General features: G+C 35.6%; 25 protein-coding genes. 23 read left to right on the forward strand and 2 right to left on the reverse strand.

What is annotated here, in order from left to right; translation table 11 throughout:
- The first annotated feature begins 49 nt into the window (after positions 1 to 49).
- The 22 genes from AC5SR4_RS12450 to AC5SR4_RS12555 all read left to right on the forward strand — a co-directional run bounded on the left by AC5SR4_RS12450 (position 50) and on the right by AC5SR4_RS12555 (position 23,205).
- Entirely contained in the window at positions 50 to 991 is a 942-nt protein-coding gene (locus tag AC5SR4_RS12450) for a glycosyltransferase family 2 protein (protein WP_495356567.1), read from the forward strand.
- A 9-nt stretch (positions 992 to 1,000) separates the two neighbouring features.
- A complete protein-coding gene (locus AC5SR4_RS12455; protein ID WP_495356569.1) occupies positions 1,001 to 1,759 on the forward strand; it encodes a class I SAM-dependent methyltransferase in 759 nt (252 codons plus the stop codon).
- Positions 1,756 to 2,559 carry a glycosyltransferase family 2 protein gene (locus AC5SR4_RS12460; protein ID WP_495356570.1) on the forward strand — a complete coding sequence of 268 codons (804 nt, stop codon included), beginning with the start codon at positions 1,756 to 1,758 and terminating at the stop codon, positions 2,557 to 2,559. Before AC5SR4_RS12455 ends, AC5SR4_RS12460 begins: the two co-directional genes overlap by 4 nt.
- Positions 2,560 to 3,708 (forward strand): glycosyltransferase, encoded by a 1,149-nt coding sequence (locus AC5SR4_RS12465; RefSeq protein WP_495356571.1) that lies wholly within the window; start codon positions 2,560 to 2,562, stop codon positions 3,706 to 3,708.
- Entirely contained in the window at positions 3,705 to 4,610 is a 906-nt protein-coding gene (locus AC5SR4_RS12470; protein WP_495356573.1) for a beta-1,6-N-acetylglucosaminyltransferase, read from the forward strand. The genes AC5SR4_RS12465 and AC5SR4_RS12470 overlap by 4 nt, the downstream gene beginning before the upstream one ends.
- Complete coding sequence (locus AC5SR4_RS12475) at positions 4,610 to 5,623, forward strand: glycosyltransferase family 2 protein (RefSeq protein ID WP_495356574.1); 1,014 nt, start codon at positions 4,610 to 4,612, stop codon at positions 5,621 to 5,623. The genes AC5SR4_RS12470 and AC5SR4_RS12475 overlap by 1 nt, the downstream gene beginning before the upstream one ends.
- The gene (locus AC5SR4_RS12480; protein ID WP_495356576.1) at positions 5,623 to 6,507 is read left to right on the forward strand and encodes a glycosyltransferase family 2 protein; all 885 of its coding nucleotides are present in this window, start codon (positions 5,623 to 5,625) and stop codon (positions 6,505 to 6,507) included. Before AC5SR4_RS12475 ends, AC5SR4_RS12480 begins: the two co-directional genes overlap by 1 nt.
- Positions 6,508 to 6,543: 36 nt before the next feature.
- Positions 6,544 to 7,191, forward strand: a complete 648-nt coding sequence (locus tag AC5SR4_RS12485) for an acylneuraminate cytidylyltransferase family protein (RefSeq protein ID WP_495359185.1) — start codon at positions 6,544 to 6,546, stop codon at positions 7,189 to 7,191.
- Positions 7,184 to 8,227 carry an N-acetylneuraminate synthase gene (neuB, locus tag AC5SR4_RS12490; protein ID WP_495356578.1) on the forward strand — a complete coding sequence of 348 codons (1,044 nt, stop codon included), beginning with the start codon at positions 7,184 to 7,186 and terminating at the stop codon, positions 8,225 to 8,227. The genes AC5SR4_RS12485 and neuB overlap by 8 nt, the downstream gene beginning before the upstream one ends.
- Positions 8,228 to 9,031: a sulfotransferase family protein gene (locus AC5SR4_RS12495; RefSeq protein WP_495356580.1), complete on the forward strand. Its 804-nt coding sequence runs from the start codon at positions 8,228 to 8,230 to the stop codon at positions 9,029 to 9,031. It begins immediately after the preceding gene.
- Between the two features lie 18 nt (positions 9,032 to 9,049).
- Entirely contained in the window at positions 9,050 to 10,171 is a 1,122-nt protein-coding gene (gene neuC / locus AC5SR4_RS12500; RefSeq protein ID WP_495356581.1) for a UDP-N-acetylglucosamine 2-epimerase, read from the forward strand.
- On the forward strand, positions 10,171 to 11,556 hold the full coding sequence (locus tag AC5SR4_RS12505; RefSeq protein ID WP_495356583.1) for a hypothetical protein: 1,386 nt from the start codon (positions 10,171 to 10,173) through the stop codon (positions 11,554 to 11,556). Before neuC ends, AC5SR4_RS12505 begins: the two co-directional genes overlap by 1 nt.
- Positions 11,547 to 12,632 carry a glycosyltransferase family 4 protein gene (locus AC5SR4_RS12510; RefSeq protein WP_495356584.1) on the forward strand — a complete coding sequence of 362 codons (1,086 nt, stop codon included), beginning with the start codon at positions 11,547 to 11,549 and terminating at the stop codon, positions 12,630 to 12,632. Before AC5SR4_RS12505 ends, AC5SR4_RS12510 begins: the two co-directional genes overlap by 10 nt.
- Positions 12,629 to 13,774 carry a glycosyltransferase family 4 protein gene (locus AC5SR4_RS12515; RefSeq protein ID WP_495356586.1) on the forward strand — a complete coding sequence of 382 codons (1,146 nt, stop codon included), beginning with the start codon at positions 12,629 to 12,631 and terminating at the stop codon, positions 13,772 to 13,774. The genes AC5SR4_RS12510 and AC5SR4_RS12515 overlap by 4 nt, the downstream gene beginning before the upstream one ends.
- A gap of 4 nt (positions 13,775 to 13,778) precedes the next feature.
- Entirely contained in the window at positions 13,779 to 14,579 is an 801-nt protein-coding gene (locus AC5SR4_RS12520; RefSeq protein ID WP_495356587.1) for a sulfotransferase, read from the forward strand.
- A gap of 7 nt (positions 14,580 to 14,586) precedes the next feature.
- Entirely contained in the window at positions 14,587 to 16,131 is a 1,545-nt protein-coding gene (locus AC5SR4_RS12525) for a glycosyltransferase family 2 protein (protein WP_495356589.1), read from the forward strand.
- A 1-nt stretch (position 16,132) separates the two neighbouring features.
- A complete protein-coding gene (locus AC5SR4_RS12530) occupies positions 16,133 to 17,125 on the forward strand; it encodes a glycosyltransferase family 2 protein (protein ID WP_495356591.1) in 993 nt (330 codons plus the stop codon).
- Positions 17,122 to 18,243: a glycosyltransferase gene (locus tag AC5SR4_RS12535; RefSeq protein WP_495356592.1), complete on the forward strand. Its 1,122-nt coding sequence runs from the start codon at positions 17,122 to 17,124 to the stop codon at positions 18,241 to 18,243. The genes AC5SR4_RS12530 and AC5SR4_RS12535 overlap by 4 nt, the downstream gene beginning before the upstream one ends.
- Positions 18,243 to 19,319 (forward strand): glycosyltransferase, encoded by a 1,077-nt coding sequence (locus tag AC5SR4_RS12540; protein ID WP_495359186.1) that lies wholly within the window; start codon positions 18,243 to 18,245, stop codon positions 19,317 to 19,319. Before AC5SR4_RS12535 ends, AC5SR4_RS12540 begins: the two co-directional genes overlap by 1 nt.
- Positions 19,316 to 20,668 carry an O-antigen ligase family protein gene (locus AC5SR4_RS12545; protein WP_495356594.1) on the forward strand — a complete coding sequence of 451 codons (1,353 nt, stop codon included), beginning with the start codon at positions 19,316 to 19,318 and terminating at the stop codon, positions 20,666 to 20,668. The genes AC5SR4_RS12540 and AC5SR4_RS12545 overlap by 4 nt, the downstream gene beginning before the upstream one ends.
- 74 nt (positions 20,669 to 20,742) lie before the next feature.
- Entirely contained in the window at positions 20,743 to 21,753 is a 1,011-nt protein-coding gene (locus AC5SR4_RS12550; RefSeq protein ID WP_495356596.1) for a glycosyltransferase family 4 protein, read from the forward strand.
- A 60-nt stretch (positions 21,754 to 21,813) separates the two neighbouring features.
- The gene (locus AC5SR4_RS12555; protein ID WP_495356597.1) at positions 21,814 to 23,205 is read left to right on the forward strand and encodes a sugar transferase; all 1,392 of its coding nucleotides are present in this window, start codon (positions 21,814 to 21,816) and stop codon (positions 23,203 to 23,205) included.
- Positions 23,206 to 23,223: 18 nt separating this feature from the next.
- Here AC5SR4_RS12555 and AC5SR4_RS12560 read toward each other — a convergent pair whose 3' ends face one another.
- Both AC5SR4_RS12560 and AC5SR4_RS12565 read right to left on the reverse strand, forming a co-directional pair.
- Positions 23,224 to 24,396: a lipoprotein N-acyltransferase Lnb domain-containing protein gene (locus AC5SR4_RS12560; protein ID WP_495356598.1), complete on the reverse strand. Its 1,173-nt coding sequence runs from the start codon at positions 24,394 to 24,396 to the stop codon at positions 23,224 to 23,226.
- Complete coding sequence (locus AC5SR4_RS12565) at positions 24,396 to 25,466, reverse strand: putative type IX sorting system protein PorV2 (protein WP_495356599.1); 1,071 nt, start codon at positions 25,464 to 25,466, stop codon at positions 24,396 to 24,398. The genes AC5SR4_RS12560 and AC5SR4_RS12565 overlap by 1 nt, the downstream gene beginning before the upstream one ends.
- Before the next feature lie 117 nt (positions 25,467 to 25,583).
- Between AC5SR4_RS12565 and AC5SR4_RS12570 the strand changes: the two genes are divergently transcribed.
- Entirely contained in the window at positions 25,584 to 26,318 is a 735-nt protein-coding gene (locus AC5SR4_RS12570; RefSeq protein WP_495356601.1) for a CDP-alcohol phosphatidyltransferase family protein, read from the forward strand.
- The last annotated feature ends 8 nt before the right edge of the window (positions 26,319 to 26,326 follow it).

Genomic DNA, 26,326 nt, shown 5'->3' on the forward strand with positions numbered 1-26,326 from the left:
ATTTAAAAGTATTTGACGAAAAAAATATTATAGTAGAAAAAGTTATTATTTGAAATCTTTAGTTTCCATTATTATTCCCACATACAACCGAGCTAATTTTATAGGTGATACCCTTAATTCTGTTTTACAACAAACATATAGTAATTGGGAATGTGTTGTGGTGGATGATGGTTCTACTGATGATACTGTTGAAGTAATTAAGGATTTTGTAAACAAGAGTGAACGCTTTAGATTTTACCAAAGGCTAGCCAAAATGCCTAAGGGGTCTAATACTTGTAGAAACTATGGTTTTGAATTGAGCAAGGGCGATTTTATACAATGGTTTGATGGCGATGATACGATGCACCCAGATTTATTGGAAAAGAAACTTAATTTGTTTGCGGAGAACCCTGATTTAAACTTTGTTACTTGTGGGTTTTCTACTTATAAGGATGGTGATTTTGTTAAGGAGTTTAAAAGCAAAAAAAGCGAAAATTATTTAAGAAGCTATTTGTTTGATGAGTCGTCGTCTTATGCTTTAAACACGGCTAATATTTTATGGACTAGAGAAACCGTTGCTCCCATATCATGGGATGAAACTATTTATAAATATCAAGATTTAGATTTTATTTTTAATGTATTAACCCAGTATAAGGAGGTTAAAGGAGGGGCTATTGATGCCAGTTTGATTAAGGTTAGATTGCATAAGAATTCTATTTCAGCTAATAATAATGTTAAAGAAGTAAGTTCGAAGCTAATGGTAAGGAAAAATATGTATTTAAAGTCCCATGAACTACATGACGATTTATTAACCAAGCGCCTTTACCATTTATATTTATTTGAAATTAGAAATGCATTACTTTCTAAAGTGTATTTTATTTATCTGAAGGAGGTATTGCTGGGCCCCATAAAAGTAAATATGCGGCTGGGTTTTTTACTTATGTTTTTTCCTTATTTAATTTTAAAAAGAGGTGTTTCATTTTTATCGGATATGATTATGAAGCACTCTTAAATTTTTTTTATGAACCATAAATACGTACATACCGAAGACGTTCACAATTTTAATGCTCCAAAGGCTGTAGTGCCTTTTTTAATGGATGTTTTTAAGCCAACTTCGGTTATAGATGTTGGGTGTGGTTTGGGTACATGGTTGCATGAGTTTAAGAAACACGGTGTAATTGATGTTTTAGGTGTTGATGGTGATTATGTGGATAAGGAGTTGTTGAAAATTGAGCAATCGGAATTTGTTGAAAAAGATTTAGAGAAACCTTTTAGTTTTACAGAGAGGTATGGTTTGGTTTTATCTTTAGAGGTCGCTGAACATTTGTCGGAGTTGGTATCCCATTCATTTGTTGAAAATCTTTGTAAATTAGGCGATGTTATTGTTTTTTCGGCTGCTATACCAAACCAAGGTGGACAAAACCATGTTAATGAGCAGGCACCTCAATATTGGATTGAAAAGTTTAAACATTATGGTTTTGAGGTGTTTGATGTTTTAAGGCCATTATTTTGGGAGTATGCCCAAGTTGATTGGTGGTATAAACAAAACATGCTGATTTTTTGTAAAGATGGTGAGTTTAACAAGAAACTGTTGGCTTTTAAAAGTTTTAATGGAGCCCATTTAGTGCACCCCATTGTTTTTAAAAACCGTTCTCTTGAAGCTGATACACGGGGCCATGAAATAAAACGTATTGAAAGCGGATTAAAAAGTATGGGGTTTTATTTGCATGTTATTAAACAAAAAGTAACCGTGTTTTTTAATAAAACATTTAACAGATGAGCCTAAAACTATCTATTGTAATTACATGTTATAACCTTGGGGAATATCTGGAGGAAGCCATTGCGAGTGTTAAGGCTTATCCAGACCCAGAAGTATATGAAATTATTTTAGTAAACGATGGTTCAACTGATACTAAAACCCTAACGGTTTTAACCACTATTGCTGAAACCGATCCATCTGTTCGGATTATCAATCAGCCTAATATGGGTTTAGGGCATGCCAGAAACCGTGGAATAGCAGAGGCTAATGGTTTATATATTATTCCGTTGGATGCGGATAATAGATTGCGGCCTTTTATGCTAGAACAAACTATTAAGCTTTTGGATGCGAATCCTGATATTGATGTTGTGCATGGCAATGCCCAATTTTTTGGTAATAAAACGTCTGTTTGGAAATCGAGACCGTTTGATTTTAGGGACATACTGCTCAATAATTATATAGATGCTTGTGCAGGTTTTAGAAAGTCGGCCTGGGAGGCAGTTGACGGGTTTGATGAAGTTATGCCATTAATGGGATTTGAAGACTGGGATTTATGGTTGCGTATGGGGGTTAAGGGTTTTCAATTTCATTATGTTGATGCCTTGTTTTTTGATTATAGGGTTAGGGACCATTCTATGCTTTCTGAAGCATGGCCTAAAAGGCAAACGCTATTAGATTATATTTTTAATAAAAAGGAATTGCAGCATTTGTATTATTTTAGATCGTGTTTGATAGAAAACAGTAAGCTAAAGCAAGAGCCTGGTTTTAAAAGCTTGATTAGGATTTTAGGAAATAAGCTTAAGCGTAAAATGAAGTTTTAAATGGGATACAAAAAAAAGATTGTATTTGTGCCAGAGAATGTGGCTTGGGGTGGTAGTGAATTGCTTTGGGCCAAGACAGTTGTTGAATTGTTACCATTTTATGCTATTGGTGTTTGTATACACCCAAAACTTAGGCTTCCGGAATGGCTTTTAGAGTTGGAAAACCAGCAAAAAATTACGGTTTACAGAATTCCTCAAGCTAATTTATCGGTGTTTAAAAGGGTTTTTAATAGGTTTTTGCCTTACCACAACCGATTTAAACCAGAAAATAAAAAAAAGGCTTTTATAAAAATGTTTCAGCCCGATTTATTGGTTGTAAACCAAGGGTACAATTTTAATGGTGTTGAAACTATGGCGCTAGCAAGGGCAAATAATATTGATTATGTAACAATTTCCCATGCTATAAATGAGAGCTTATGGCCAAATTTGAGTTTACGTAAAAAGATGCAGTTGGGCTTTATGCACAGTGAGCGAAATTATTTTGTGAGTTGTGATAATTTAGAAGTTACCCAAGCACAATTGGGAATGGCTTTACCAAATGCTGAGGTTGTTAGAAATCCGTTTAATGTGCCTTATGATATTCGTTTGGAATACCCGAAAGAAGATACTTATCAATTAGCATGTGTAGGGCGCTATGATTTTTCGGCAAAGGGCCAGGACGTGCTATTGCGTGTTTTAAAACTGGACAAGTGGAAAAACAGAAATTTGGTGGTTAATTTTTATGGTGCAGGAAGCGATATCGAAAATTTAAAGGATTTGATACAACTGTACGAAATTAAAAACGTGGTTATTCATCCTTACACTGCCACTAGACATATTTGGGAGCATAACCATGGATTGATTTTAACTTCTCGCTTTGAAGGATTGCCCTTGGTGCTAGTAGAGGCTATGTTGTGTAGCCGTTTAGCCATTATAACTGATGTGAGTGGGAATAGGGAATTGCTCCAAGATAATGAGACAGGCTTTTTAGCAGCGGCTCCTAGACCAGATTATATAGATGCTGCTCTGGAGAGTGCTTGGGCAGTAAGGCACGATTGGGAAGCTATGGGTATAAAGGCCCGTAGCGCTATAGAAAAAGAAATTCCAGAAAACCCAGCGCAGTTTTTTGCAGAGGCTTTAAAGGGAATTATAGATTATAAAGCACCATGATGTATTATAAAGTGTACTTTATTCTTGCCCACAAAAAGCCTTTGCAAGTTGCTGCGTTAATCTCTCAATTGAATGATGGAAAATCCTTTTTTTTTGTACATCTTGATAAAAAAGCTCCACTGGACCCCTTTGAGCGTGCTATAACCGATAGTCCTGTTTTTTTTGTAAAAAAAAGGGTGTCTTGTTCTTGGGGGTCTTTTGGTTTGGTTAGGGCAACATTGAATGGCATGGGTGAGGTGCATGATTTTATGGCACACCATCATTTTGGTGCTAATTACCATTTTATAATGCTTTCTGGCGAGGATTTACCTTTAAAATCGAATGCTTACATTGATCGTTACCTGGAAAGTAAGCAGACACGTTCTTTTATAAAATATTGGAAGTTGCCTTATGAAAATTGGTGGAAAGGGGGGATGTTTAGACTAGAAAAGCTTTATTTGTTCGATATAAAAAAAGGAAAGAAATGTAATTATTGGGTTAATAGGCTATTGAAGGTGTTAAGGTTGCATTTTTTAACACCTTTGCATCGATTTGAATCTAATTTCCCCAATTTTGAGCTGTTTGGGCAAAGCCAATGGATGATTTTAAACAAAGATTTGTTGCAGTTTATAATCTTGAAGAGCCGTGAGAACAAGGCTTTCACTTCTATTTTTAAGTACACTTTTGCTCCTGACGAGCTGTATTTTTATAGTTTGGTTACTAATTTTAGTAAGAAGGATGCCTTTTTGATTGAAAATAGATCTGTCCATTTTATTGATTTTGAAGGTAATAATGCGCACCCTAAATATTTAACAATTGATGACGTTAAGTCTAATAATTTGGAATCGGTATTATTTGCCAGAAAGTTTGATGATACCATAAATAGAGAAACTATAACTTATATTAAACAAATGCTTAGTTGATGAAAAAATTAGCTGTTTTAATGCCCTCATATAATGCTGCTCTTTATTTAAAGGATAGTATTGATTCGGTATTAAACCAGACGTATTCTAATTTTGATTTTTATATTTATGATGATTGCTCTACCGATGAGACTTTGCATGTTATTTCCCATTACGACGATTCCCGTATTTTTTATAAAAAGAACAAAGAGAATTTAGGTCTTACTAAGACTTTAAACAAGGGCTTAGAAGATTTGTTACCAAACTATGAATACATTGCCAGAATGGATGCCGATGATTGGTGCTATCCTGATAGGTTTGCAAAGCAAGTGTCTTTTATGGATAAACATCAAGCGGTTGATGTGCTGGGAACCCAAGGGTATTGGCTAAAAAAATTTGATGATGTGCCTGGTTTTGCATGGACTTACCCAGAAAGCTCAAACTATATTCGTTATCACTTGCTTTTTTCTGCTTCTTTTGGACATTCTTCTGTAGTGTTTAGAAGTGCTTTTTTTATAAAACATGCATTGAACTATGATTTAGAATTCAAGACCACTGAGGATTGGGACTTGTGGACCAGGATTGCTAAGTTAGATGGAATTATGATGAATTTGCCCGATTTTTTAATGAAATATAGAGTTGTGGAAGCCAGTAACCACCGGGCAGCTTTAAAAAACGGCTTGCATTTTGAAGAGCGATCGAAAATAATATCACGCTATTGGAGCCAATTTGGGGTACATGTTGAACCTGAGATGATTTTTGAGCTTTATTATGGTAAGCAAGTATATATGGACAAGGTATTTTATACTAAAATTAACAAGCTGATATATTTGGTAAATACTATTTTTTTTAGAGCAAAAAATGATATTGGTTTAGCTGAGAAATCAAGGTTTAGTCATTTTTTGATTCGTAGGGTAGTTGATTTTTGGAAACGATCGGGGAAAAGCCGATGGAAACCTTTAACTTGGTGGATTGTTTTGAGACATTTAAAAGTAGCTAATACTTTAAGGTTAATTAAAAACATGTTACGCTAGTGCAGACGTCTATTTTAATTGTTTCCCATAACAGAAAACAAGCTTTAAAAGAAACTTTGAGTGTTCTTGATAGGTTTGTTGACTATTCAAGTACTGAAATTTTGGTATTTTTAGATGGATGTGATGATGACTCCATTGGTTTAAAGCAACATTTTATAGCAGTACGTTGGTTTGAATCTAAAATCAATCTGGGTGCCTCAGCGGCCAGAAATAGTTTATATGCCTTTGCAACGGGCGATGTTTTTATTGGTTTTGATGATGATGCCCACCCTTTACAAGACAATTTTATAGAGGTTGTTCACTTGCTTTTTAAAGCTGATAGCCATTTAGGCGTAATTGCTTTTCAAGAAATCAAGGGGGTTTTTAAAAGTACAGAAGAAGCCCTTTTGAATAAATCTCCAGAGACTATTGCGTTTTTGTGTAATAGTTTTATAGGTTCTGGGTTTGCAATTAGGAGGGACGTGTATGAAGCTACCAATGGATTTCCAAAATGGATTGATATTTATGGAGAGGAAGCATGTGTAGCTATTGAGGTTTTGTGCAACCATAAAAATATTCTCTATACCAATAGAATTGTAGTAAATCATCGTGTTAATAAACAGGAAAGGTTGAATGATAGGAGAAATTATTTTAGATTTGAGAAACAATTGAAAAATTCGGCGTTTTATTATATGGTTTATTATAAAAATCCTTTGTATAGCCTATTAAAGTTGCTTTGGCATAATTTTAAAAAATATGCTGTAATGGATATATTTTATTTTAAAGCATATTTTAAAGCTTTAGGTGCTATAGTTTATTGCTCTCCAAAAGTTTTAAAATACAGAGCCCCAATAGATACCGAAATTTTAAACAAAGCTAGGGCGTTACCGCCACCTTTTTTTTAACACTAAAAAACTATTACAATAAAAACCATTGCCATTATACCTGCTCGAGGCCATTCGAAACGCTTACCCAATAAAAACATAGCATTATTAGGGGGCGTGCCGTTATTGGCTTATAGTATTAGATACGCCAAACAACATCGGTTTATTGATGCTGTTTATGTAAGTACGGATGATGTTGCCATTAAGGATGTTGCGTTGGAGCATGGTGCTTTTGTAATAGATAGGCCCAAGGCACTTTCTGGTGATTTGGAGCCTACAGTAACAGCTTTACAGCATGCTTTAAAGGCTATTGACGAAGCTGTTGAAACTGTTGTGGTATTACAACCTACGAACCCTTTACGTACCAAAGAAATGCTGACTAACGCTTTTGGAGTTTATAATGAAAAGCAGTGTAGCAGTTTGTTTACTGTTTCGCGAAACAGTGATAAACTAGGAACGATAGAGGGCCATGTTTTTAGGCCCTATAATTATACTATTGGGCAACGAAGCCAAGACTTGCAGCCCCTGTATTATGAAAATGGCTTGTTGTATATTACAAAAGCGATAAACATTTTAAAACAAGAGATTATTACAAAAGATGCATTTCCCTTGATTGTAGAACATCCTTTTGGTAGTATTGATATTGATACCCAAGACGATTTAGATTTAGCCGAGTTTATGCTTAAAAAGTACGCCCATGATTGAACCTGTTATAGACATTAATGGTCGAAAAATAGGCGCAGCCTATCCACCTTTGGTTATTGCGGAAATTGGGATTAACCATGAAGGATCGTTGTCTATAGCGAAGGCTATGGTTGATGCAGCTGCTAGGGCAGGAGTTGAGGTTGTAAAGCACCAAACCCATATAGTTGAAGATGAAATGAGCGCTGCGGCCAAACAAGTAATTCCAGGAAATGCAGATATGTCTATTTATGATATTATGGCGCGATGTGCCCTTAGTGAAGCCGATGAATTGGAGTTGAAAAACTATGTAGAGCATAAAGGCATGCTTTTTATATCTACGCCTTTTTCAAGAGCTGCCGCTAACCGATTACACCGCTTTGATGTGCCTGCTTATAAGATAGGTTCTGGTGAATGCAATAATTATCCTTTATTAGAGCATATAGCCCAGTTTGGCAAGCCTGTTATTTTAAGTACAGGTATGAATACGATAGCCAGCGTTAAAAAGGCGGTTGCTATTTTTGATAAACACCATGTGCCCGTAGCGTTATTACATACTACTAATTTATATCCTACTCCTGTGCACTTGGTACGTTTTGGTGCTATGTTGGAATTGCATCAAGCATTCCCTGATAAGGTTTTTGGTTTGAGTGACCATACCCTGAACAATAATGCTTGTTTAGGTGCTGTTGCTTTAGGTGCCTCTATTTTAGAACGTCATTTTACAGATCATAAGCAACGTCGTGGTCCTGATATTATTTGCAGTATGGACGAGCATGCCTGTAAAGACCTTATTGTAAGTAGCAAGGAAATGGCCTTAATGCGGGGTGGCAAAAAAGAACCTGCAAAGGAAGAACAGGTTACTATAGATTTTGCTTTTGCTACGGTATGCAGTATAAAGCCCATTAAGAAAGGGGAATTGTTTACAAAGGATAATATTTGGGTAAAACGACCGGGTACTGGAACTATATTAGCTGAAAAATTTAATAGTATTTTGGGAAAGAAAGCTACCCGTGATATTGAAAATGATGTACAACTTGATTTTAACGATATTGAATAAATGACTGTTTTAAGTAAGTTAAGTATCGTTTTAAAAACCCTATATTATAGGGTTGTGAGTAGAAATATAAGCCCCATATTTATTATTGGTACGGGAAGATGCGGTAGTGACTTGTTAGTAGAGGTTTTAAGTACCAATGCAAATGTAATTGTTGATAAAAATGAAATGTATTATGAGTTTTTACCAGCATTGGTTGAAGGGAAACTTCATGACCCCATTTTTACGGACATTGTTAACTATGATTTGACTGCAAAAAGATCTTTGGAACAATGGACTCCTTTTTACAGGTTTAAGCTAAAAGTTATCATAGAAAACAAAATACATGTTAATCATAACAAAGTTGTTATTATTAAAAGTCCGGCAATTACTTTTATTTTAGATGAGATCAATAAAATGTTCCCTAATGCTAAATACATACATTTGTATAGGAATGGTTTGGCGGTTAGTAAATCATGGTTTACCAAAGAGTATAATAGGGTTGATGTATATAGTAATTATTTTAGTGAAAAGGATTTTTTACTAAAGTGTGCTGAGTATTATAATGATTCAATTATTGCGATTACAAGTTTTCTAAGCACTATTAAAGAGAATAGGAAATTTGAAATGAGCTATGAAGATTTGACATTGAAGCCTAAAAAAGAAATGCGTAGATTGTTGGATTTTATAAATGTAGACACAAAATGTGAATTTGATTATGACAGGATTAAGAGTACAAATTACAAAATTGATACAATGCCTGTTGAAGAGAAAAAAGAATTAACTAAAGTTATGTTTGATGGCCTTAATGCATTGGGATATCATTAATTTTTTATAACCTTTTAAATGAAAAAAGTCGCATTCTTAACTGGCACTCGTGCCGATTTTGGCAAAATGAAATCACTGATTCAAATTATTGATAATCACAGTGATTTTGAGCCATATATTTTTGTTACGGGAATGCATATGCTAGATACATACGGGTATACCCTTATTGAGGTGCAACGTTGCGGTTTTTCTAATATATCGACTTTTAATAACCATACACATGAGGCCAGTATGGATTTAACTTTAGCCAAGACGATTACTGGTTTTTCTGAGTTTGTAAAAGCGACAAAGCCTAACTTGATTATTATTCATGGAGACCGGGTGGAAGCTTTGGCGGGAGCCATTGTGGGAAGTTTAAACAATATATTGGTAGCGCATATTGAAGGCGGGGAGCTTTCTGGTACTATTGATGAATTGATGCGCCATGCCACCAGTAAAATGAGCCATATTCATTTTGTGGCTAATAAACAAGCCAAGGTAAGGTTGGAACAAATGGGCGAGTTGCCTGAATCTATCTACACTATTGGGTCTCCAGATGTAGATATTATGTTTTCTAAAAATCTACCTGCCCTGGATGCGGTTAAGGCCCATTATGATATTCCATTTGAAGATTATGCTGTTGCTATGTTTCATCCTGTTACAACAGAGCACCATAAAATGGCCCATTATATAAAACAATTTGTTGATGCTTTGTTGGAAAGCTCGAAGTGTTATGTGGTTGTTTTTCCAAATAATGACATGGGAAGCCAAATTATACTAGATGCTTACAAAGCCTTTGAAAACCTTTCTAATTTTAAGGTGTTTCCATCGATTCGGTTTGAGTATTTTTTAACCCTGTTAAGGCATGCCTCTTTTATAATAGGTAATAGTAGCGCTGGGGTAAGGGAAGCTCCTTATTATGGCGTGCCTACTATAAATATTGGTACACGCCAACATAACCGTGCTTTTTCTGACTCTATAATTAATACGGATTATACAAAGGATGCTATTTTGAATGCTATTCAAGACGAAAAACCTGTAATAAAAAATAACCCCTTGGCTTTGTTTGGAGCGGGCCATAGTGCCGAAGCTTTTTTGGAATCATTACAATTGGCGTCGTTTTGGGAAACAAATCATCAAAAACAGTTTAGAGAGCTTTAATGAGGAAACTTGGATTGGTCATAACGGATGGTGTTGGTTTTAGAAACTTTGTACTGAGTGATTTTTTGCAGCATGCGGAACATACGTTTGATGAGGTTGTTATTTTATCGTGTTTACCCAAATCTATATTTAAAGACCACACAACGGTTAGGGTTATTGAATTGGATGTGTTTAATGAAGGTTTTAAAACTTGGTTTTTTAGGAAAGCTAAGGAAATAGCACATCTTAAATTACATAGAAAAGGAAATTTAGGGATACAAGATAATTTATTGACTAATACCTCTAAATTAAAAACTTCAAGAGGTTATGCTACAAGGTTTATATACAAGATAACTGAGATGTTTCATTCTGAGCGTGCTGTTCAATGGTTTCAAAAATTACAAGATTTTACGTTTTCTAAACATGATATTACTAATGCCTACCAATCTATTTTAAAAGAAGAGCAATTTCATTTGTTGTTTTTTACACACCAAAGGCCACCATATATAGCCCCATTAGTGTATGCTGCTAAAAAAAATAAACTAAAGACAGCTGCTTTTATATTTAGCTGGGATAATTTGGCTTCTAAAGGGCGTATGGCTTCTGGTTTTGATTTTTATTTAGTATGGAGTGATTTAATGAAACTGGATTTGCTTGCATTTTATAGCTCTGTTAAGTCTAAACAAATTAAGATTGTTGGTACTCCACAATTTGTGCCTTATGTGATGCCTGTTTATAGTATGACCAAATCGGAATTTATTACTGTATTTGGTTTAAATGCTGGTTTGAAAACCATTTGTTTTAGTTGTGGGGATATATCGACGAGCAAGAACGATGAATTATATATTGAAACGATAGCCAAGGCTATACAGACACAAGCATTACCTGCTGTAAATTTTGTTGTAAGAACCTCACCTGCTGAAGCCCCTGATAGGTTTCAACATTTGATTGATAAGTATACGTTTATTACGTGGAATTTTCCTGAATGGCACCAAGTGCGTCCTAATCATCAGGAATCTTGGTCTCAACGCATTCCTACTGTAAGTGATATAAAGTATTTAAGGGCCTTGCTTGAATATGCGGACTTGAATGTTAATATGCTTTCTACGATGAGTTTGGATTATATGTTGTTCGATAAACCTGTAATTAACCCTATATTTGGGAATGCTTCCAATGCTTTATACAATGATCAGCGGTTTTTGGGATATGCCCATATTGGGCATTTGGTAGCAAGTAAAGCATCTAAAATTGTAAAGGATGAAGCATCCCTTATTGTAGCAATTTCAAATTATTTAAAAAATGATACTGATGCTCCACAGCGTAAAGCTTTTATTAAGCAACAGGTTGGTGTGCCATTAGAAGACACTAGTGCTTGTTTGGCTTCTGCATTGAAAGAATGGATGTAAACAAACAACATATCGCCATTATTTGTAACTACAAACTTCTTGAAGATCGGGTTGGTGGGATGGACTATTTTTTTTGGGCTTTTAACAAGCAGTGCCTTAAGGAACAAATTAAGGTTGATTGGTTTTTTCCGAATACAGGATTATATGGCGATTATAAAGATTTTTATATCATAGAGCAATCGGAACCGACTATGGAAGCCACATTTATAAAGCACTTGGAAACACAGCATGTTAGATATACTTATGTGATAACCCATTTTATAGAGCTTTGTACGTCGTTTTTTGCTAAGGTTAAGCGGTTTCAAAACACCCAGATTATTGCTGTAGACCATAACCCAAGACCTTTGGATGGTTACCCTTTTAAAAAACGCTTGAAGAAAGTTGTTAAGGGACTATTGTATTCTAAATATATAGACAGATTTATTGGTGTTTCGGAATACACCAGTAGGGCTATATTAAAAGATTTTGGTTGGTTTTTAAAGTCTAAAACCCAAACTATTTATAATGGGGTTTTTATTGAAAATATTGTTCCTAAAACTAATGAAAGAGCTATTGTAAACCCTAAGTTTTTGGTTGTTTCCCATTTGAGGTTTTCAAAAGGAATTCAGGATTTAATTAAGGCAGTTGCTAGATTGCCTTTGAATTTAAGACAGGATTTATGTATTGATGTATATGGAGAGGGGCCTTTTAAGCAGGCGTTATTAAACTTGGCAGCAGATTTACATGTTACCTCCCATTTTAACTTTAAGGGCAGCCAATCTGCTATTAATTTGGTTTATAAAGATTATGATTATTTGATACAGCCTACTTACATGGAATGTTTTAGTTTATCTATTTTAGAAAGCTTGGCTGCTAATGTTCCTGTTATAACGACTCCTGTAGGGGGCAATATGGAAGTTGTGATGCCCCACAAGAATGGTTTTATATTTAAAGCACAAGCTGTAGAGGAATTAACAACTTTATTAACTAGTGTGCTTTTGGGTAAACTTTATATTTTAGGAGATACAAGAATGCTTATTGAGGAAAGGTTTTCAATAGCTGTTATGGTGGATCGTTATATGACTTTATTGATATGAATATAGGCTTTTTAACACCAGAATATCCACACCCTAAAATGGGTGCATCTGGAGGTATTGGAACAAGTATTTTAAATTTATCTAAAGCATTGTGCCATTTGGGGCATGGTGTATCTATTTTGGTATATGGACAAAATGAAGATGCTTATTTTGTGGATGGTGGTATTCATTTTTATAAGGTTAAGAACATTAAAGTAAAGGGGCTATCTCTTTTTTTAACACAGAAAAAAGTGGAACGCTTGATTAATAAATTGTACGATTTGGGAAAGCTAGACATTGTTGAGGCTCCTGATTGGACGGGTTTTACGGCTTTTGTGAATTCTAAGTGCCCTTTGGTTATTAGAGAGCATGGGAGCGACACTTATTTTTGTTATCTGGATGGTAGAAAGGTAAAATTTAAAAACAGGTATTTAGAACAAAGGGCTCTTAAAAAGGCTAATGCCATTATAAGTGTGAGTGCTTTTACAGGGGCTTTAACCAATGAGCTTATGGGGCTGGATCGTGCGTTTACTGTTATTCCAAACAGTATTGATGTTGATGCTTTTAAGCCCCAGCATAAAAACAAGAAAACACAGATTATTCTTTATTTTGGGACCCTTATTAGAAAAAAAGGAGTTTTAGAACTTCCCTATATTTTTAACAGGGTATATGCCCAAAATCCTGATGCTAAGCTTATGTTGGCCGGTAAGGACAGCAGTGATGTGAAAACGGGTTTGGGATCAACATGGGAACTTATGCGGCCATTGTTTACAGAAGAAGCTTTGCAGCAAGTTTATTATGTTGGAGCGTTGCCCTATGGTGAGATGCAAACCCTTATAGATAAGGCAGCTGTTTGTGTGTTTCCGACTTTTGCGGAAGCTTTGCCGGTATCTTGGTTGGAAGCTATGGCGATGGAAAAAGCTATAGTTGCTTCTAATATTGGTTGGGCCGAAGCGGTAATTGTGGATGGTAAAGAAGGTTTTTTGGTGCACCCAAGTAACCATACACTATTTGCGGATAGAATTATAGCGCTGTTGGGTGATACTGATGTACAAAAGCAATTGGGGTTGGCTGCCCGTGAAAAAGTGGTACATTATTTTAATAATGATTTTGTTGCAAAAAAGACAATAGCATTGTATGAATCATTAATCAAAAAAAGTTAAAAGTATGTTTCAAAGCAGTATTGTTTTTTTGTATTCACAATCACCACGTTCTGGACATAACTTTATAGCGGATGTTATTCGGTTATTAATAGATTGTGAGACCCCAATACATGCAAGGAGTGAAATACCTTTTGCGCCTATTTTGAATGCTTATAATATTAATAAGGCCTCTTTTTTTAAAAGCGAGGGAGCTGACAGTTATTTGGATGGTCTGTTTTTGAATGATTTGAGGTCTAAAATTGTGAATTCTGATTCTAATTATTTATTGAAATATACTAGTTTTATAGGAGCTGATGCTACTTTAAACTTATTTCCAGACGATTTTCATATTATTTCCTTTCGGGACCCTAAAGACTGTCTTGTTTCTTTGTTTAAGGGAATGAAATTAAAAAAAGGATTTAAATCTCGTATTAAGAAAATGCTATTGCCTTTTGGAGTTTACCACTATACTTATTCTAGGGCTTACAATAAAAAAATTACAGCAAGCCTACCGGATCTGGATCGCTTTTTTATTGTTAAATATGAAGACTTGGTACATAGAGATGAAGTAACTTTAAGCCAATTGGTGCGTTTTTTTAAATCTGAAATCACTATAGATATCTTAAAAAATAGGATGGATGCTATTAAAGTTATAAATTCATCTTTCTTTATGGAGGAGACTGATTCTAAAGGTATGTGGGAGGTTTCGGAGAGAACAGAAAAATTTAACCCTGTTAACCGTAGCAAGGGATTTAATAAACTACAAATTTTAGGGATTACATTAGGCTCGGCTTCATTAAGGCGTAAAATGGGATATATAAAGTAGCTTGCATATGCATAAAATGACCTTACAATCTTATACTACTACAAGCAATGAAACTATATTGTACACAGGTGTTCCAAATTTTGAATTACTGGAAACTTTAGTTGAAGGCCCTGGTGATATTTGGCATAGTAGTTTAGACCAAGGGTACAAAAACACCTTTCCTGAAATTATATATCAAACGGCAGCCTTTTTTTGGTATGCCAATGACTTTGATGATGTAGCAAGCTGTGTTAGCTGGCGTATTAACCCTAATGCATTTGCTGTAAGAAAGACCGTTTGGGATGTTTTACAAAGTTTTGATTGGGGTTATGAAAGCACACATATGTCTGCTTTTGATTTTGGCTTTAATGCTTTACGCCATCACCATACCATTCCGTTGTATGTAAAAGATTTATTTCAATCTGAAACAGAGAATGTTAAGATGTCTATTCGTGACATCTATACGTTTTATATAAAAAACTTTAAGGCATCGCAATCTCTTTATATGTTATTGCGTAGAGGTATTTGGAAACCAAAGGAATTGCAGGGCTATCTGGTTTCAAAGCGCCGGTGTTTATATAAAGCCAAGACTGCATGCATACCGCCTAGAACTTTATTGCCAATTGCTGGATCTCCTAAGGTGAGTTATGTGATACCAACTATGTTGCGACAGCATTTTACTTTAAATTTATTGAAGGATTTAGAGCGACAAACTTATAGGAACTTTGAGGTAATTGTTGTGGACCAAACACCAAAAGATGTAAGGGACAAATTGTTATACAATGTGGATGACTATTCCTTTAAGGTCTTTTTTGAATGGCGTGATAAAACAGGAAGTTGCTTAGCAAGAAACCACGCTATATCAATGTGTACTGGTGATTATATTATTTTTGGGGATGATGATATTAGAGTACCACCAAATTTTATTGAAAATCATATACGGTTGTTGCAAACCTATGGTGCCGAGGCCTGTAATGGTTTGGATGTTAGGGCCGATAACCAAGATCAAGATTTGATTGATTTGGAAGCTAAGTTAAAGCGCATGGGCGATACACGTTGGCGAGTGGGTGCAGCTCAGCATTTTAGCAATGCCAATTCTTGTGTTTCTAAACGGGTTGTAGATATTTTGGTTGGTAATGATATTAATTATGAGGGTGGTTATGGAGAGGATAGCGATTTTGGACTGTCTATTGTAAAATTAGGTGTTACGGTTTTAAATAACCCTTTTGCTGTCAATTTACATTTAAAGCCATCACAGGGTGGTTACCGTTTTTGGGGCCAGCAATATAAAGTGGTTGGCAAGAAAAGAAAAAAGCAACCTTGGGAGTTGGATACTCCTGTAAAATGGATTGTACCCAAACCAAGCCCTACGATTATGTACCAATTGTTTAAACACTTTACCAAAGCCCAACGCAAGGAATATAAAATTAAATATTTTTTGTTTTACTTTTCTAGGGCACACTGGATAGCATTACCTTTACGAATCGTTAAATTTCCAATTCGAGTTTTACAATATAATAAGTCGGTTTTTTACGCAAGGAAATTATTGGCTTTAGGAAAACGAACCAAATAGTATGACTTTCTCATTAATTATCTGTACTTATATGCGTCCGCAGCCATTGCTAAATCTTTTGCAATCGGTAGCTAAGCAGTCTTTGTACCCTGATGAGATTCTTATTATTGATGGTTCTATAAACCATGATACGGCAACGGCTTTAAATGCCCATACTTTTAAAAACTTACAGTATTTTAAAGTAGATGATGCCCATAGAGGGTTGACCCAACAGCGTAACTATGGTATTAAACATGTTAGCAGTACTATAGATGTTATTTGTTTTTTGGATGATGATGTGATTTTGGACCCGTGTTATTTTGAACAGCTTATTGGCACATATGGCAATTACCCTGAAGCATTGGCTGTTGGTGGCTATATTACTAATGAAGTAATTTGGCAGGTATTTGATGGGAAAAATAATGCTTATAAATTTTATTACGATGGTTGGATGCGTGATGAGCCATTGCGTTTTAGAATACGTAAGCTGTTTGGCTTGTTGCCTGATGCGAAACCTGGTTTTATGCCTGGGTTTTCGCATGGTAGGTCTATTGGTTTTTTGCCTCCTTCTGGTAAGACCTATCAAGTTGAATTGTTGATGGGTGGTGTAGCTTCGTATAAAAAAACAGTGTTTGAAACACTTTCTTTTTCAACATATTTTGAGGGTTATGGTTTGTATGAGGATGCTGATTTTTCGTTACGTTTGGCTAAGATAGGCCCGTTATATGTAAACACAAATGCCCAATTAGCACATTTTCATGAGGTTTCTGGGCGACCAAACACATTTCGTTATGGTAAGATGGTGATTAGGAATGGTTGGTATGTTTGGCGTATTAAATATTCAAATCCTACTGTGGTTTCTACAATAAAATGGCATGCTACGGCACTGCTTTTAACGCTTGTTAGGTTTGGTAATGTTGTTGGGGCTTCTAATAGAAAAGCTACGTTTGCTGAAGCGTTAGGGCGTGTTTTTGGCTGGATTTCGCTTATATTTAACAAACCAAAACCTGCATGACACGTTTTTTAATCATTACACATGTAAATCATAAGCAAAAGGATGGCTCTTGGTATGCTTATGCGCCTTATGTTCGAGAAATGAATTTGTGGTTGAAACATGTAGGTTGTGTTAATATAATAGCTCCAGTTACTAAGGAACCTCTTGTAGCAATTGATGCGGCTTATAGGCATGATGATATTTCTATAACTCAAGTACCCTCCATTGCATTTGTTAGTTTGGGGCAAGTAGTAAAGTCTTTTTTGAGCTTGCCACTGGTTTTTTATCGCCTTTTTAGGGCTTGCCAGTGGGCCGATCATATTCATTTGCGTTGCCCTGGTAATATGGGATTATTGGGATGTTTGGTACAGGTGTTTTTTCCGAAGAAAATAAAAACGGCTAAATATGCAGGCAATTGGGATCCTAACGCCAAGCAACCTTGGAGTTATAGCTTGCAAAAGTGGTTATTGGCCCATACGGGATTGACCAAAAATATGACGGCTTTGGTTTATGGAACATGGCCCAATACATCTAAAAACATACGGTCTTTTTTTACGGCCAGTTATACCAATGCAGAACGTGAACAAATTGAGCCCAGGGACTATTCTAAGCATTTGCACTTTGTTTTTATAGGAAGTTTGGTTGCAGGGAAGCGGCCTTTGTTTGCTATTAAGCTTGTAGAGCGCCTACTGGAGAAAGGTTATGATGTTTCTTTGGATGTTTTTGGTGATGGGGTATTAAGAGGCAAGTTGCAAGATTATATTATGGAACGGGAGTTATATAATGCAGTTGAGTTACATGGCAACCAACCTAATAAGCTTGTGAAAGAACGGCTTAAAACAGCACATTTTGTTATATTGGCATCGCAGTCTGAAGGATGGCCCAAAGCCATTGCTGAAGGGATGTTTTTTGGAGTGATTCCTATTGCAACTGAGGTTTCATGCGTGCCCGATATGCTTGGCTTTGGTGAACGGGGGATTTTGATTAGTGCTCATTTGGATGATGGAGTTGAACGTGTTTTACATTATTTACATGATAGTGAGCGCTTAAAAGACATATCTGAAACTGCCTGTAAGTGGTCTCAACAATATACACTGGATGTTTTTGAGATTGAAATAGCTAAATTACTAAAACATTGATGCGGGTTTTACAATTAATAGATTCTTTGGATATTGGAGGTACAGAGCGTATGGCGGTTAATTATGCCAATGCACTGAGTTCTCGTATTGCAGGATCGTATTTGTGTGCAACCCGAGCTGAAGGTGGGTTGAAAAGCCGTGTTTTAAAAGCTGTTGGCTATTGCTATTTACAGAAAAGGTCTGCTTTAGATTTAAGGGCTATTTGGAGACTAAACCGTTATGTTAAAGTACATGACATTACTATAATTCATGCCCATGCCACGTCTTTTTTCTTGGCTACAATTATAAAACTAATGAATCCGAAACTGGTGTTGATTTGGCACGACCATTATGGGAACAGCTCATTTTTAAGTAAGCGCCCTAAGGGTATTTTGAAGTTGTGTTCGCGTTTTTTTAATCATGTGTTTAGTGTGAACTCCCTTTTGGAGGATTGGGCGCGCCAGCATCTTAGCACAAAATCGGTAAGCTGTTTGCCCAATTTTGCTGTATTGCATGATGTTGATTTGGTAACTTGTTTACATGGAACAACTGGAAAACGAATTGTTTGCTTGGCAAATTTAAGACCCCAAAAAGACCATTTAACTTTACTGAGTGCCTTTTCTAAGGTTTTGGATGTATACCCTGATTGGAGTTTGCATTTGGTTGGAAAAGATTTTGAGGATGCGTATTCGCAGTTGGTAAAAGACTATATAAATCAAAACGGTTTGGCTAACCACGTATTTATTTATGGTAGTTGCCCTGATGTTTTAGCTATTTTAAAGCAAGGTACTATTGGGGTTCTGACTTCAAAATCGGAAGGGTTGCCTTTGGCGCTATTGGAATATGGTCTTGCTGGTTTGCCTGTTATTGCTACGGATGTTGGTGATTGTGACCAAGTGATTAAAAATTTGGAAATGGGGTTTTTGATACCTCCGCAAAATACAACCCTGCTTGCTGATGCTATTTTAAATTACATTCAAAATGAACCTTTACGACTTGAAACTGGTGCACAACTGTGTGCGTATGTAGGGGATCATTTTTCTGAAACCACTGTTATTGATGTTTTATTGGAAACTTATAAATTGCATAGTCCATGAAGTTTCCTCTTTATTATAGGCTCCTTGTTTTTCATATACTTTTGGGTATTGGTGTATTTGTATATAGGCCTTTAGCCTTGTATTTTTTCTTGGCAATGACACTTTTTTTTACTTATAAGATTTTTATGGTAAAACGCTCGGCTAAGACATTTTATGTGCTGGTTGCCTGTGCCTATGTTGTTGGTGTTGAGGTGTTTTTAAGAATGAATGGGGGTACAGTTTTTTATGAGGCCAGTAAATATTTGGTTATTGTTTTTATTCTTATGGGACTGTTTACTAATGGGTTTTCCAGTAAGGCCCTTGTGTATGTGGTTTATATGTTATTGCTTATTCCGGGTATTTATGTGGCAGCCAATGAGATGGGATTTGAAATGAACATACGTAAAGCCATTGCTTTTAATTTAAGCGGCCCTGTTTGTTTGGGTATGGCTGCACTCTATTGCTACAAGCGTACGGTAAGTTTTAGAGAAATTAAGGCCATTATGCTGGCACTTTTGTTTCCTTTGGTAAGTATGGCCGTGTATTTGTTTTTGTACACCCCCGATTTACAGGAGGTTGTAACTGGCACAGGATCAAACTTTGCGGCTTCTGGAGGGTTTGGTCCTAACCAAGTGGCTACTGTTTTGGGTATAGGGATTTTTATTTCGGCAGCTCGGTTTTTTATGTCGAAGGTAGGGCTGTTCCATAAGATTTTAGACCTGGTTATATTGGGGATTTTAGGCTTTAGAGCACTTGTAACTTTTAGTAGGGGTGGGGTTATTACAGCTATTGTTATGATTCTTTGCTTTTTAGGGCTGTATTATATAAAGGTGAACCTAAAAACTAAGTTTAGGATTAAGTTTTCTCTCTTTGTGTTTATATTGATGGCCTTTTTTGTTTGGATTGTTAGTTCTATACAAACGAGTGGGTTTTTGGATAAGCGCTATGCCAACCAAGATGCTATGGGTAGAGAAAAGCAAGATATTACTACGGGAAGGGTTGATTTGCTTGCTTTTGAATTTGGTGAGTTTATGGAAAATCCGTTTTTGGGCATTGGTGTTGGCCGTGTAAAAGAGGCCCGCTTGAATGAGACCGGTGTTGAGGCTGCATCGCATAATGAAATGAGCAGAATTATTGCAGAACATGGCTTGTTAGGGGTGTTTGCTTTTTTAATTTTACTGTTTACGCCCTTGGTGTTTAGGCTTAAAAATAAAACCAACCTATATTTTTACTCGTTTTACCTATTTTGGTTATTAACGATTAACCATTCTGCCATGCGTATAGCGGCGCCGGCCTTTATTTATGGGCTTTGTTTGCTGAATATTTCTTATGGAGATTCAAAGGTACAAAAGGATAAAGTAGATGTGTAGGTTATTGACTGTTTGAGACCCTTAGACTGTGCTTGGGGTGACATGGTTAGTGTAATTAAATGAGAAGTTAATTAATGAAAAGACTCCTTTACATAGGAAACAAATTGAACAATAGGCAAACGACGGTTTCGTCTATTGATATTTTGGGACCGCTTTTAGAGCAGGAGGGTTTTAGGGTTTTTTATGCTTCTGCTAAGCGTAATAAAATGTTACGTTTTTTTGATATGGCTTATGCTGTGCTGTATTACAGTAAACGTGTTGACTATGTGCTTATTGACACGTATAGTACTTTGAATTTTTATTATGCCTTTATGGCTAGTCAGTTATGCCGATTGCTTAAACTACGTTACATTCCTATTTTGCACGGTGGTAATTTACCAAACCGGATACAAAACCATCCGATGTTGAGCGCTGCAATTTTTAAACATGCTTTTAAGAATGTAGCACCTTCAGAATATACCCAATCTGTTTTTAAGAACCTTGGCTACCAAAATGTGGTTACTATTCCCAATGCAATTGTACTTGAGAATTATCCTTTTATAAAAAGGGATTATAAGACTATTAACTTGCTTTGGGTGCGTTCTTTTTCTAAAATATACAATCCGTTATTGGCTATTGACATTCTAAAGGCTTTACAGGATTTAGGTATGGATGTTTCGCTTACTATGGTAGGGCCTGATAAAGATAATTCGTTGGCACATGCTAAACAATATTGCAATGATTTGAAAGTTAAGGTGACTTTTACAGGAAAATTGTCTAAACAGCAATGGGTTGCATTATCAAAAAATCACAATGTATTTATTAATACCACAAACTTTGATAATATGCCTGTAAGTGTTATTGAGGCTATGGCCTTGGGTTTACTGGTTGTATCTACTGCTGTTGGCGGGATGCCTTATTTGATAGATGACAAGCAAGATGGGATTTTGGTAGCTCCTAATCGTGTGGATGGATTTGTTGAAGCTATTAAGGAAATACAGGTTCACCCTGAGTATGCCGATTATATGGTTTTGGAGGCCAGAAAAAAGGCAGAAGGGTATGATTGGAGGCAGGTAAGATGCCAATGGCAGTCTATATTACAGTAAATAGTGGCTATGTTAAATTAACTTGCTATATTTATCATCTCTCAAAACAAGTTCTAACCCATGTCTAAAAAGGGTATAAATTTCAATATATCTGAGCGTAAAGTATTGTTGCGGTCTTTTGATATCTTATCGATATTACTGATTTTATACTTTGTGAGCAATACTTTTGCTTTTAATTATTTTACTATTACCCAAGAAAATTGGAGCTGGGTTTTTGTGCTAATTATTTACATAACCTTATTTGGGACCATTTTTGAGCTTTATGATTTACAGAAGTCAAGTAAACTTGATAAGATAGCTACCAGTATTGTTTTTACGGTGTCTACAACGGTGTTGTTTTATTTTTTAACACCCATATTAACGCCTGTTTTACCTGATAATAGGCTACAAATAGTCTATTTTTATTTTTCTATTCTTGTTGCTTTATTTTTATGGCGGCTGATTTATGTGACGTTTATTGTATCGCCCCGTTTTTATAAAAAGGTGTTATTGGTGGGTGAAACCTCGAATATTAAAACTATTTTGGAGGCGTTTAAGAGTGCCGACCCTAATTATAAGATTGTTGGGTTTGTTAATTGTGAAGTTGAAAACTTTCTTAAAAACCCTATTAATGGTGTTGACGAATATCATCCTGATATGATAGAAACTATTATTAAGGAAGAAAGTATTTCTGAAATTGTTGTTGCTAGTTATCATTCTGAAACCATCACTCCTAAGATCTATCAAACCCTTATTGCTTTACTGGAAAGAGGTGTTCCTATAAAAGAGTATACCCAAGTTTATGAAGAAATGACTTATAGGGTGCCTGTGCAATTTGTAGGCAAGGATTTTTACAAGTATTTCCCTTTTAGTAGAAATAACCAAAATAAATTGTATTTGTTTTTTAGACGGGTATTTGATTTGGGAATTTCTATTGTTGGTATTTTATTGGGTATTGTTTTCTTGCCTATTATTTTATTGGGAAATATATTGGGTAACCGAGGGCCTTTGCTTTACATACAGGAGCGAATAGGTAAGAATGGTCAGGTTTTTAAAATTATTAAGTACCGGACGATGATTATCAATGCTGAGGCATCTGGAGCTGTTTGGGCCCAAAAAAATGATACTAGAACAACTCCTTTTGGTAAGTTTTTGAGGCATTCTAGATTGGATGAAGTGCCCCAGTTTATCAATGTTTTAAAAGGAGATATGAGTTTGATTGGTCCGCGTCCTGAACGGCCTTTTTTTGTAAATGAATTATCAAAAACTTTGCCTTTTTATGAAACCAGGCACATTGTGAAACCAGGGCTAACAGGATGGGCGCAAGTAAAAACGCGGTATGGGACGTCTTTTGATGATAGTTTGTTAAAGTTACAATATGATTTGTATTATATTAAGCACCGCAGTTTTTTGCTGGATGCTAATATTTTAGTGAAGACGTTGAGTACGATGATATTTTTTAGGGGGCAGTAGGGATTGTTAGGCTATTCGCTATATTCTTTTATAGTAATTGATTAGATAAATATACCTAATACTTAAGGCTATTAAAAAGGGGATTAGGCTTATGGCGAAAACCTGAACACCCAATACCCAATGGAAGACCATAAGGCATAGCATAATCATTAAGAACTTTAGATATTTAATAAACCAAGGACTTACTTGTTTTTTAACTAGTTGACCTATAACCAAAATGTTAAGCACAAAGGCCCATAGTAGGTTGTAGTTTTGGTGGGTACCTTTATGGTCTGTTGCAAACCAAAGTAGCAGAATAAACACGCCAATGATTCCTGTGATAGAAAATAGCATGATATCTAACCATTTGCTTTGTTTTTCTTTTTTATAGTCTGAATAGGTTATTAAAACAATAAGTAAGCTTATTAGGCTAAAAATAAATAGTGGGCTACTAAAAAATGTATTGGGTTTTGGAGTCTCTATTTTTTCATATAGTATACGGTTGGCCTTTACAAGTGGCTGTTGTGAGGTTTGTATGGTAGCATTTTTGAAAAACAAGTAAATGTTTTCTGGTAAGAACATATGTTCTTTAGGTGTTGCTTTTTTATCGATAACGGAACCCAAAGCAATATCTATACCCAAACTTCCCCAAGAGTTTTTGTTGAGATTGTTTTGTATAAGGGTTCTAAAGGTTTCATTTTTAAAGTCTTTGGGGGTATTAAATACAATATTGTTGTTTACAGCTATATTGGTAACATCTTTTATTTTGGTAGCACAGTTGTTATAAAAAAAATCATAAAGATAAGCACGGTTTTCTGGCTTGATGTTGTTTAGGAGGTAATTGAACAGTTTTTGTTTTTCGGCATGCGACAGGTTTAAGACTTGCTCTTTGATGGTCCTGTTTTGGGATACGTAGCTTTCAAAAAAATCTTCGTAGTAATTAAGGCCTATTAAATAGTTGAGCCTACCTTGTGCAAATTTGGTATAGAAATTTGGAGTTTGGAAATCATAAACACCGTAGTTAAATACTAAATCGGTACCTTTTATGGGGTCTTTTACCCGAAACGCGCTATGGCCGAAGGAATCGTTTAATGACGCACCTGGACCAATGGTAAGAACGCTTATTTCTGCTTGTTCTGATAAGTTGTTTTTTTGGGCGTTTGCTATTTTAACAACTAGGGCGAAGGCTATAAAAAAGATTATTTTCTTCATTATCTAAAGATACTAAAATCAAGTTTTAATGAAAACACATTGGAGTATAGTGCGACACTTTGATCGCCTATATCGGTAAATGCATAGTCAATTTGAATACCATTATATTTAAAACCAACCCCAAAACTGGGCTGAAAGCTAAGTTGTTCGGTATTGTCTATTTGTAATTCATTTTGAAAGTTGCCTACACCTGCCCGTAAATAAACCATATCAATGTATCCAAACTCAAAACCCAATGCAGGATTTATGCTTACGAATGATGATGAAATGATATCGTTGTTTTCTTCAAACCTAAGGTTTAAGTTAACGGCTGTTAAAAGCGTATAGTCGTAATGGAACGTTATGAGTTTTGAAACACCAATTTGTAATTTTGGCAGGGTTATCTCGGTAGTTTCTGGTAATTCTTGGTTTTGTCCGTCAATAGCATTCTGTACTTTGGCAAATTCTTCTTCATCGATGGCCCAAGCGTTGAAGGTAGTAGTAATATCGCGCACCATGACACCAAACTTCCAATTGTTGGTCGTTTCAAATTGTACTCCTAGATCGAGTCCGAACCCCCAAGATGAGGCGAAATCGCCAATAACACGTCTAATGACTTTGGCATTAGCACCATAATTAAGCCCTTCTACTGGAAGGGAACGGGCATAAGAGAATGTGAGTCCGTAATCGGCAGTGGAGAACAGGCTAATTCTATCGTAATTAATATTGCCCTGTTCGTCAATAAGCTGTGTGGTATTTAAAATGTCATCAACCGCAAAGCGTATCAATGATATGCCGACAGCACTTCTGTCATCTAGTGGCATGGCATAAGCGGCATAATCGTAGTTTGCTATATTGGCAAAGTAGCTGGAGTGCATTAATGCTAATTGATTGTCTTCAATCTTTAATAAACCAGCAGGATTCCAGTACCCTGAGTTTACATCGGCAGAGTGTGATGTTACGGCACTGCTCATACCCAAAGCAGCAGCATCGACGCCAATATTCATAAACTCGTTAGAATATTTTCTAGCGGTTTGGCTAAATAGTGTGGTGCTTAATATTAAAAACAATGCAATGCTATATGGTCTCAATCGCAATTTTTTTACAAAGATGCACATAATTTCTAAACCTGTAAACTTCTAAATTATATAGGATATTGTTTTTAGACGAAAATTGTTTGTTATTTTTACGTCTCTAAAATACCAAATATGAAGCGATATATTCCTAATACGTTAACGTTATTGAATCTTTTTTGTGGGTGCATTGCTATTGTATTTGTGTTTAGCAATGATTTTGTTACAGCCTCCTTGTTTGTGTTTTTGGGGATATTTTTTGATTTTTTTGATGGGTTTGCTGCTAGGAAACTACAGGTTCAAAGTGATTTGGGTGTGCAGTTGGACTCTTTGGCCGATATGGTAACAAGTGGTGTTGTTCCTGGTATTTTTATGTTTAAACTATTGGCATTGACTGTTCCTGTTCCTGTAATTATGAACTGGGGTACTGCAAATTTTGGGTTGCACCCATTACCGTTCTTGGGGTTTTTAATTACGCTGGGTTCGGCCTATCGCTTGGCTAAATTTAATATAGATGAAGACCAACAATTGTATTTTAAAGGTTTGCCAACGCCTGCTAATTCACTTTTAATTATTTCGTTACCCTTAATTTTAGAATTTCAGCATAGTGATTTAATTAATGCTATTATTGTAAATAAATGGTTTTTAATTAGTTTAACACTGTTAAGCTGTTACCTTTTAAATTCTAGTATTAAGCTATTTGCCTTAAAATTTAAAGATTGGGGTTTTAAGGCCAATAGTACCCGGTATATTTTTATAATTCTTAGTATTGTGCTTTTAATTGTGTTACAATTTGCAGCTATTCCTATGATTATAGTGATTTACATTTTAATGTCTTTATTGAATAATTTAACCACTAAATACCCTTAACCCAAAGT

It is taken from the genome of Aestuariibaculum scopimerae, from assembly GCF_059428085.1.

Coding starts and splice junctions, on each gene's coding strand:
- AC5SR4_RS12495 (WP_495356580.1), top strand. CDS start 8,228: ATGACTGTTTTAAGTAAGTTAAGTATCGTTTTAAAAACCCTATATTAT.
- AC5SR4_RS12465 (WP_495356571.1), top strand. CDS start 2,560: ATGGGATACAAAAAAAAGATTGTATTTGTGCCAGAGAATGTGGCTTGG.
- AC5SR4_RS12470 (WP_495356573.1), top strand. CDS start 3,705: ATGATGTATTATAAAGTGTACTTTATTCTTGCCCACAAAAAGCCTTTG.
- AC5SR4_RS12460 (WP_495356570.1), top strand. CDS start 1,756: ATGAGCCTAAAACTATCTATTGTAATTACATGTTATAACCTTGGGGAA.
- AC5SR4_RS12545 (WP_495356594.1), top strand. CDS start 19,316: ATGAAGTTTCCTCTTTATTATAGGCTCCTTGTTTTTCATATACTTTTG.
- AC5SR4_RS12560 (WP_495356598.1), bottom strand. CDS start 24,396: ATGAAGAAAATAATCTTTTTTATAGCCTTCGCCCTAGTTGTTAAAATA.
- AC5SR4_RS12505 (WP_495356583.1), top strand. CDS start 10,171: ATGAGGAAACTTGGATTGGTCATAACGGATGGTGTTGGTTTTAGAAAC.
- neuB (WP_495356578.1), top strand. CDS start 7,184: ATGATTGAACCTGTTATAGACATTAATGGTCGAAAAATAGGCGCAGCC.
- AC5SR4_RS12520 (WP_495356587.1), top strand. CDS start 13,779: ATGTTTCAAAGCAGTATTGTTTTTTTGTATTCACAATCACCACGTTCT.
- neuC (WP_495356581.1), top strand. CDS start 9,050: ATGAAAAAAGTCGCATTCTTAACTGGCACTCGTGCCGATTTTGGCAAA.
- AC5SR4_RS12540 (WP_495359186.1), top strand. CDS start 18,243: ATGCGGGTTTTACAATTAATAGATTCTTTGGATATTGGAGGTACAGAG.
- AC5SR4_RS12550 (WP_495356596.1), top strand. CDS start 20,743: ATGAAAAGACTCCTTTACATAGGAAACAAATTGAACAATAGGCAAACG.
- AC5SR4_RS12525 (WP_495356589.1), top strand. CDS start 14,587: ATGCATAAAATGACCTTACAATCTTATACTACTACAAGCAATGAAACT.
- AC5SR4_RS12555 (WP_495356597.1), top strand. CDS start 21,814: ATGTCTAAAAAGGGTATAAATTTCAATATATCTGAGCGTAAAGTATTG.
- AC5SR4_RS12570 (WP_495356601.1), top strand. CDS start 25,584: ATGAAGCGATATATTCCTAATACGTTAACGTTATTGAATCTTTTTTGT.
- AC5SR4_RS12475 (WP_495356574.1), top strand. CDS start 4,610: ATGAAAAAATTAGCTGTTTTAATGCCCTCATATAATGCTGCTCTTTAT.
- AC5SR4_RS12530 (WP_495356591.1), top strand. CDS start 16,133: ATGACTTTCTCATTAATTATCTGTACTTATATGCGTCCGCAGCCATTG.
- AC5SR4_RS12510 (WP_495356584.1), top strand. CDS start 11,547: ATGGATGTAAACAAACAACATATCGCCATTATTTGTAACTACAAACTT.
- AC5SR4_RS12535 (WP_495356592.1), top strand. CDS start 17,122: ATGACACGTTTTTTAATCATTACACATGTAAATCATAAGCAAAAGGAT.
- AC5SR4_RS12515 (WP_495356586.1), top strand. CDS start 12,629: ATGAATATAGGCTTTTTAACACCAGAATATCCACACCCTAAAATGGGT.
- AC5SR4_RS12455 (WP_495356569.1), top strand. CDS start 1,001: ATGAACCATAAATACGTACATACCGAAGACGTTCACAATTTTAATGCT.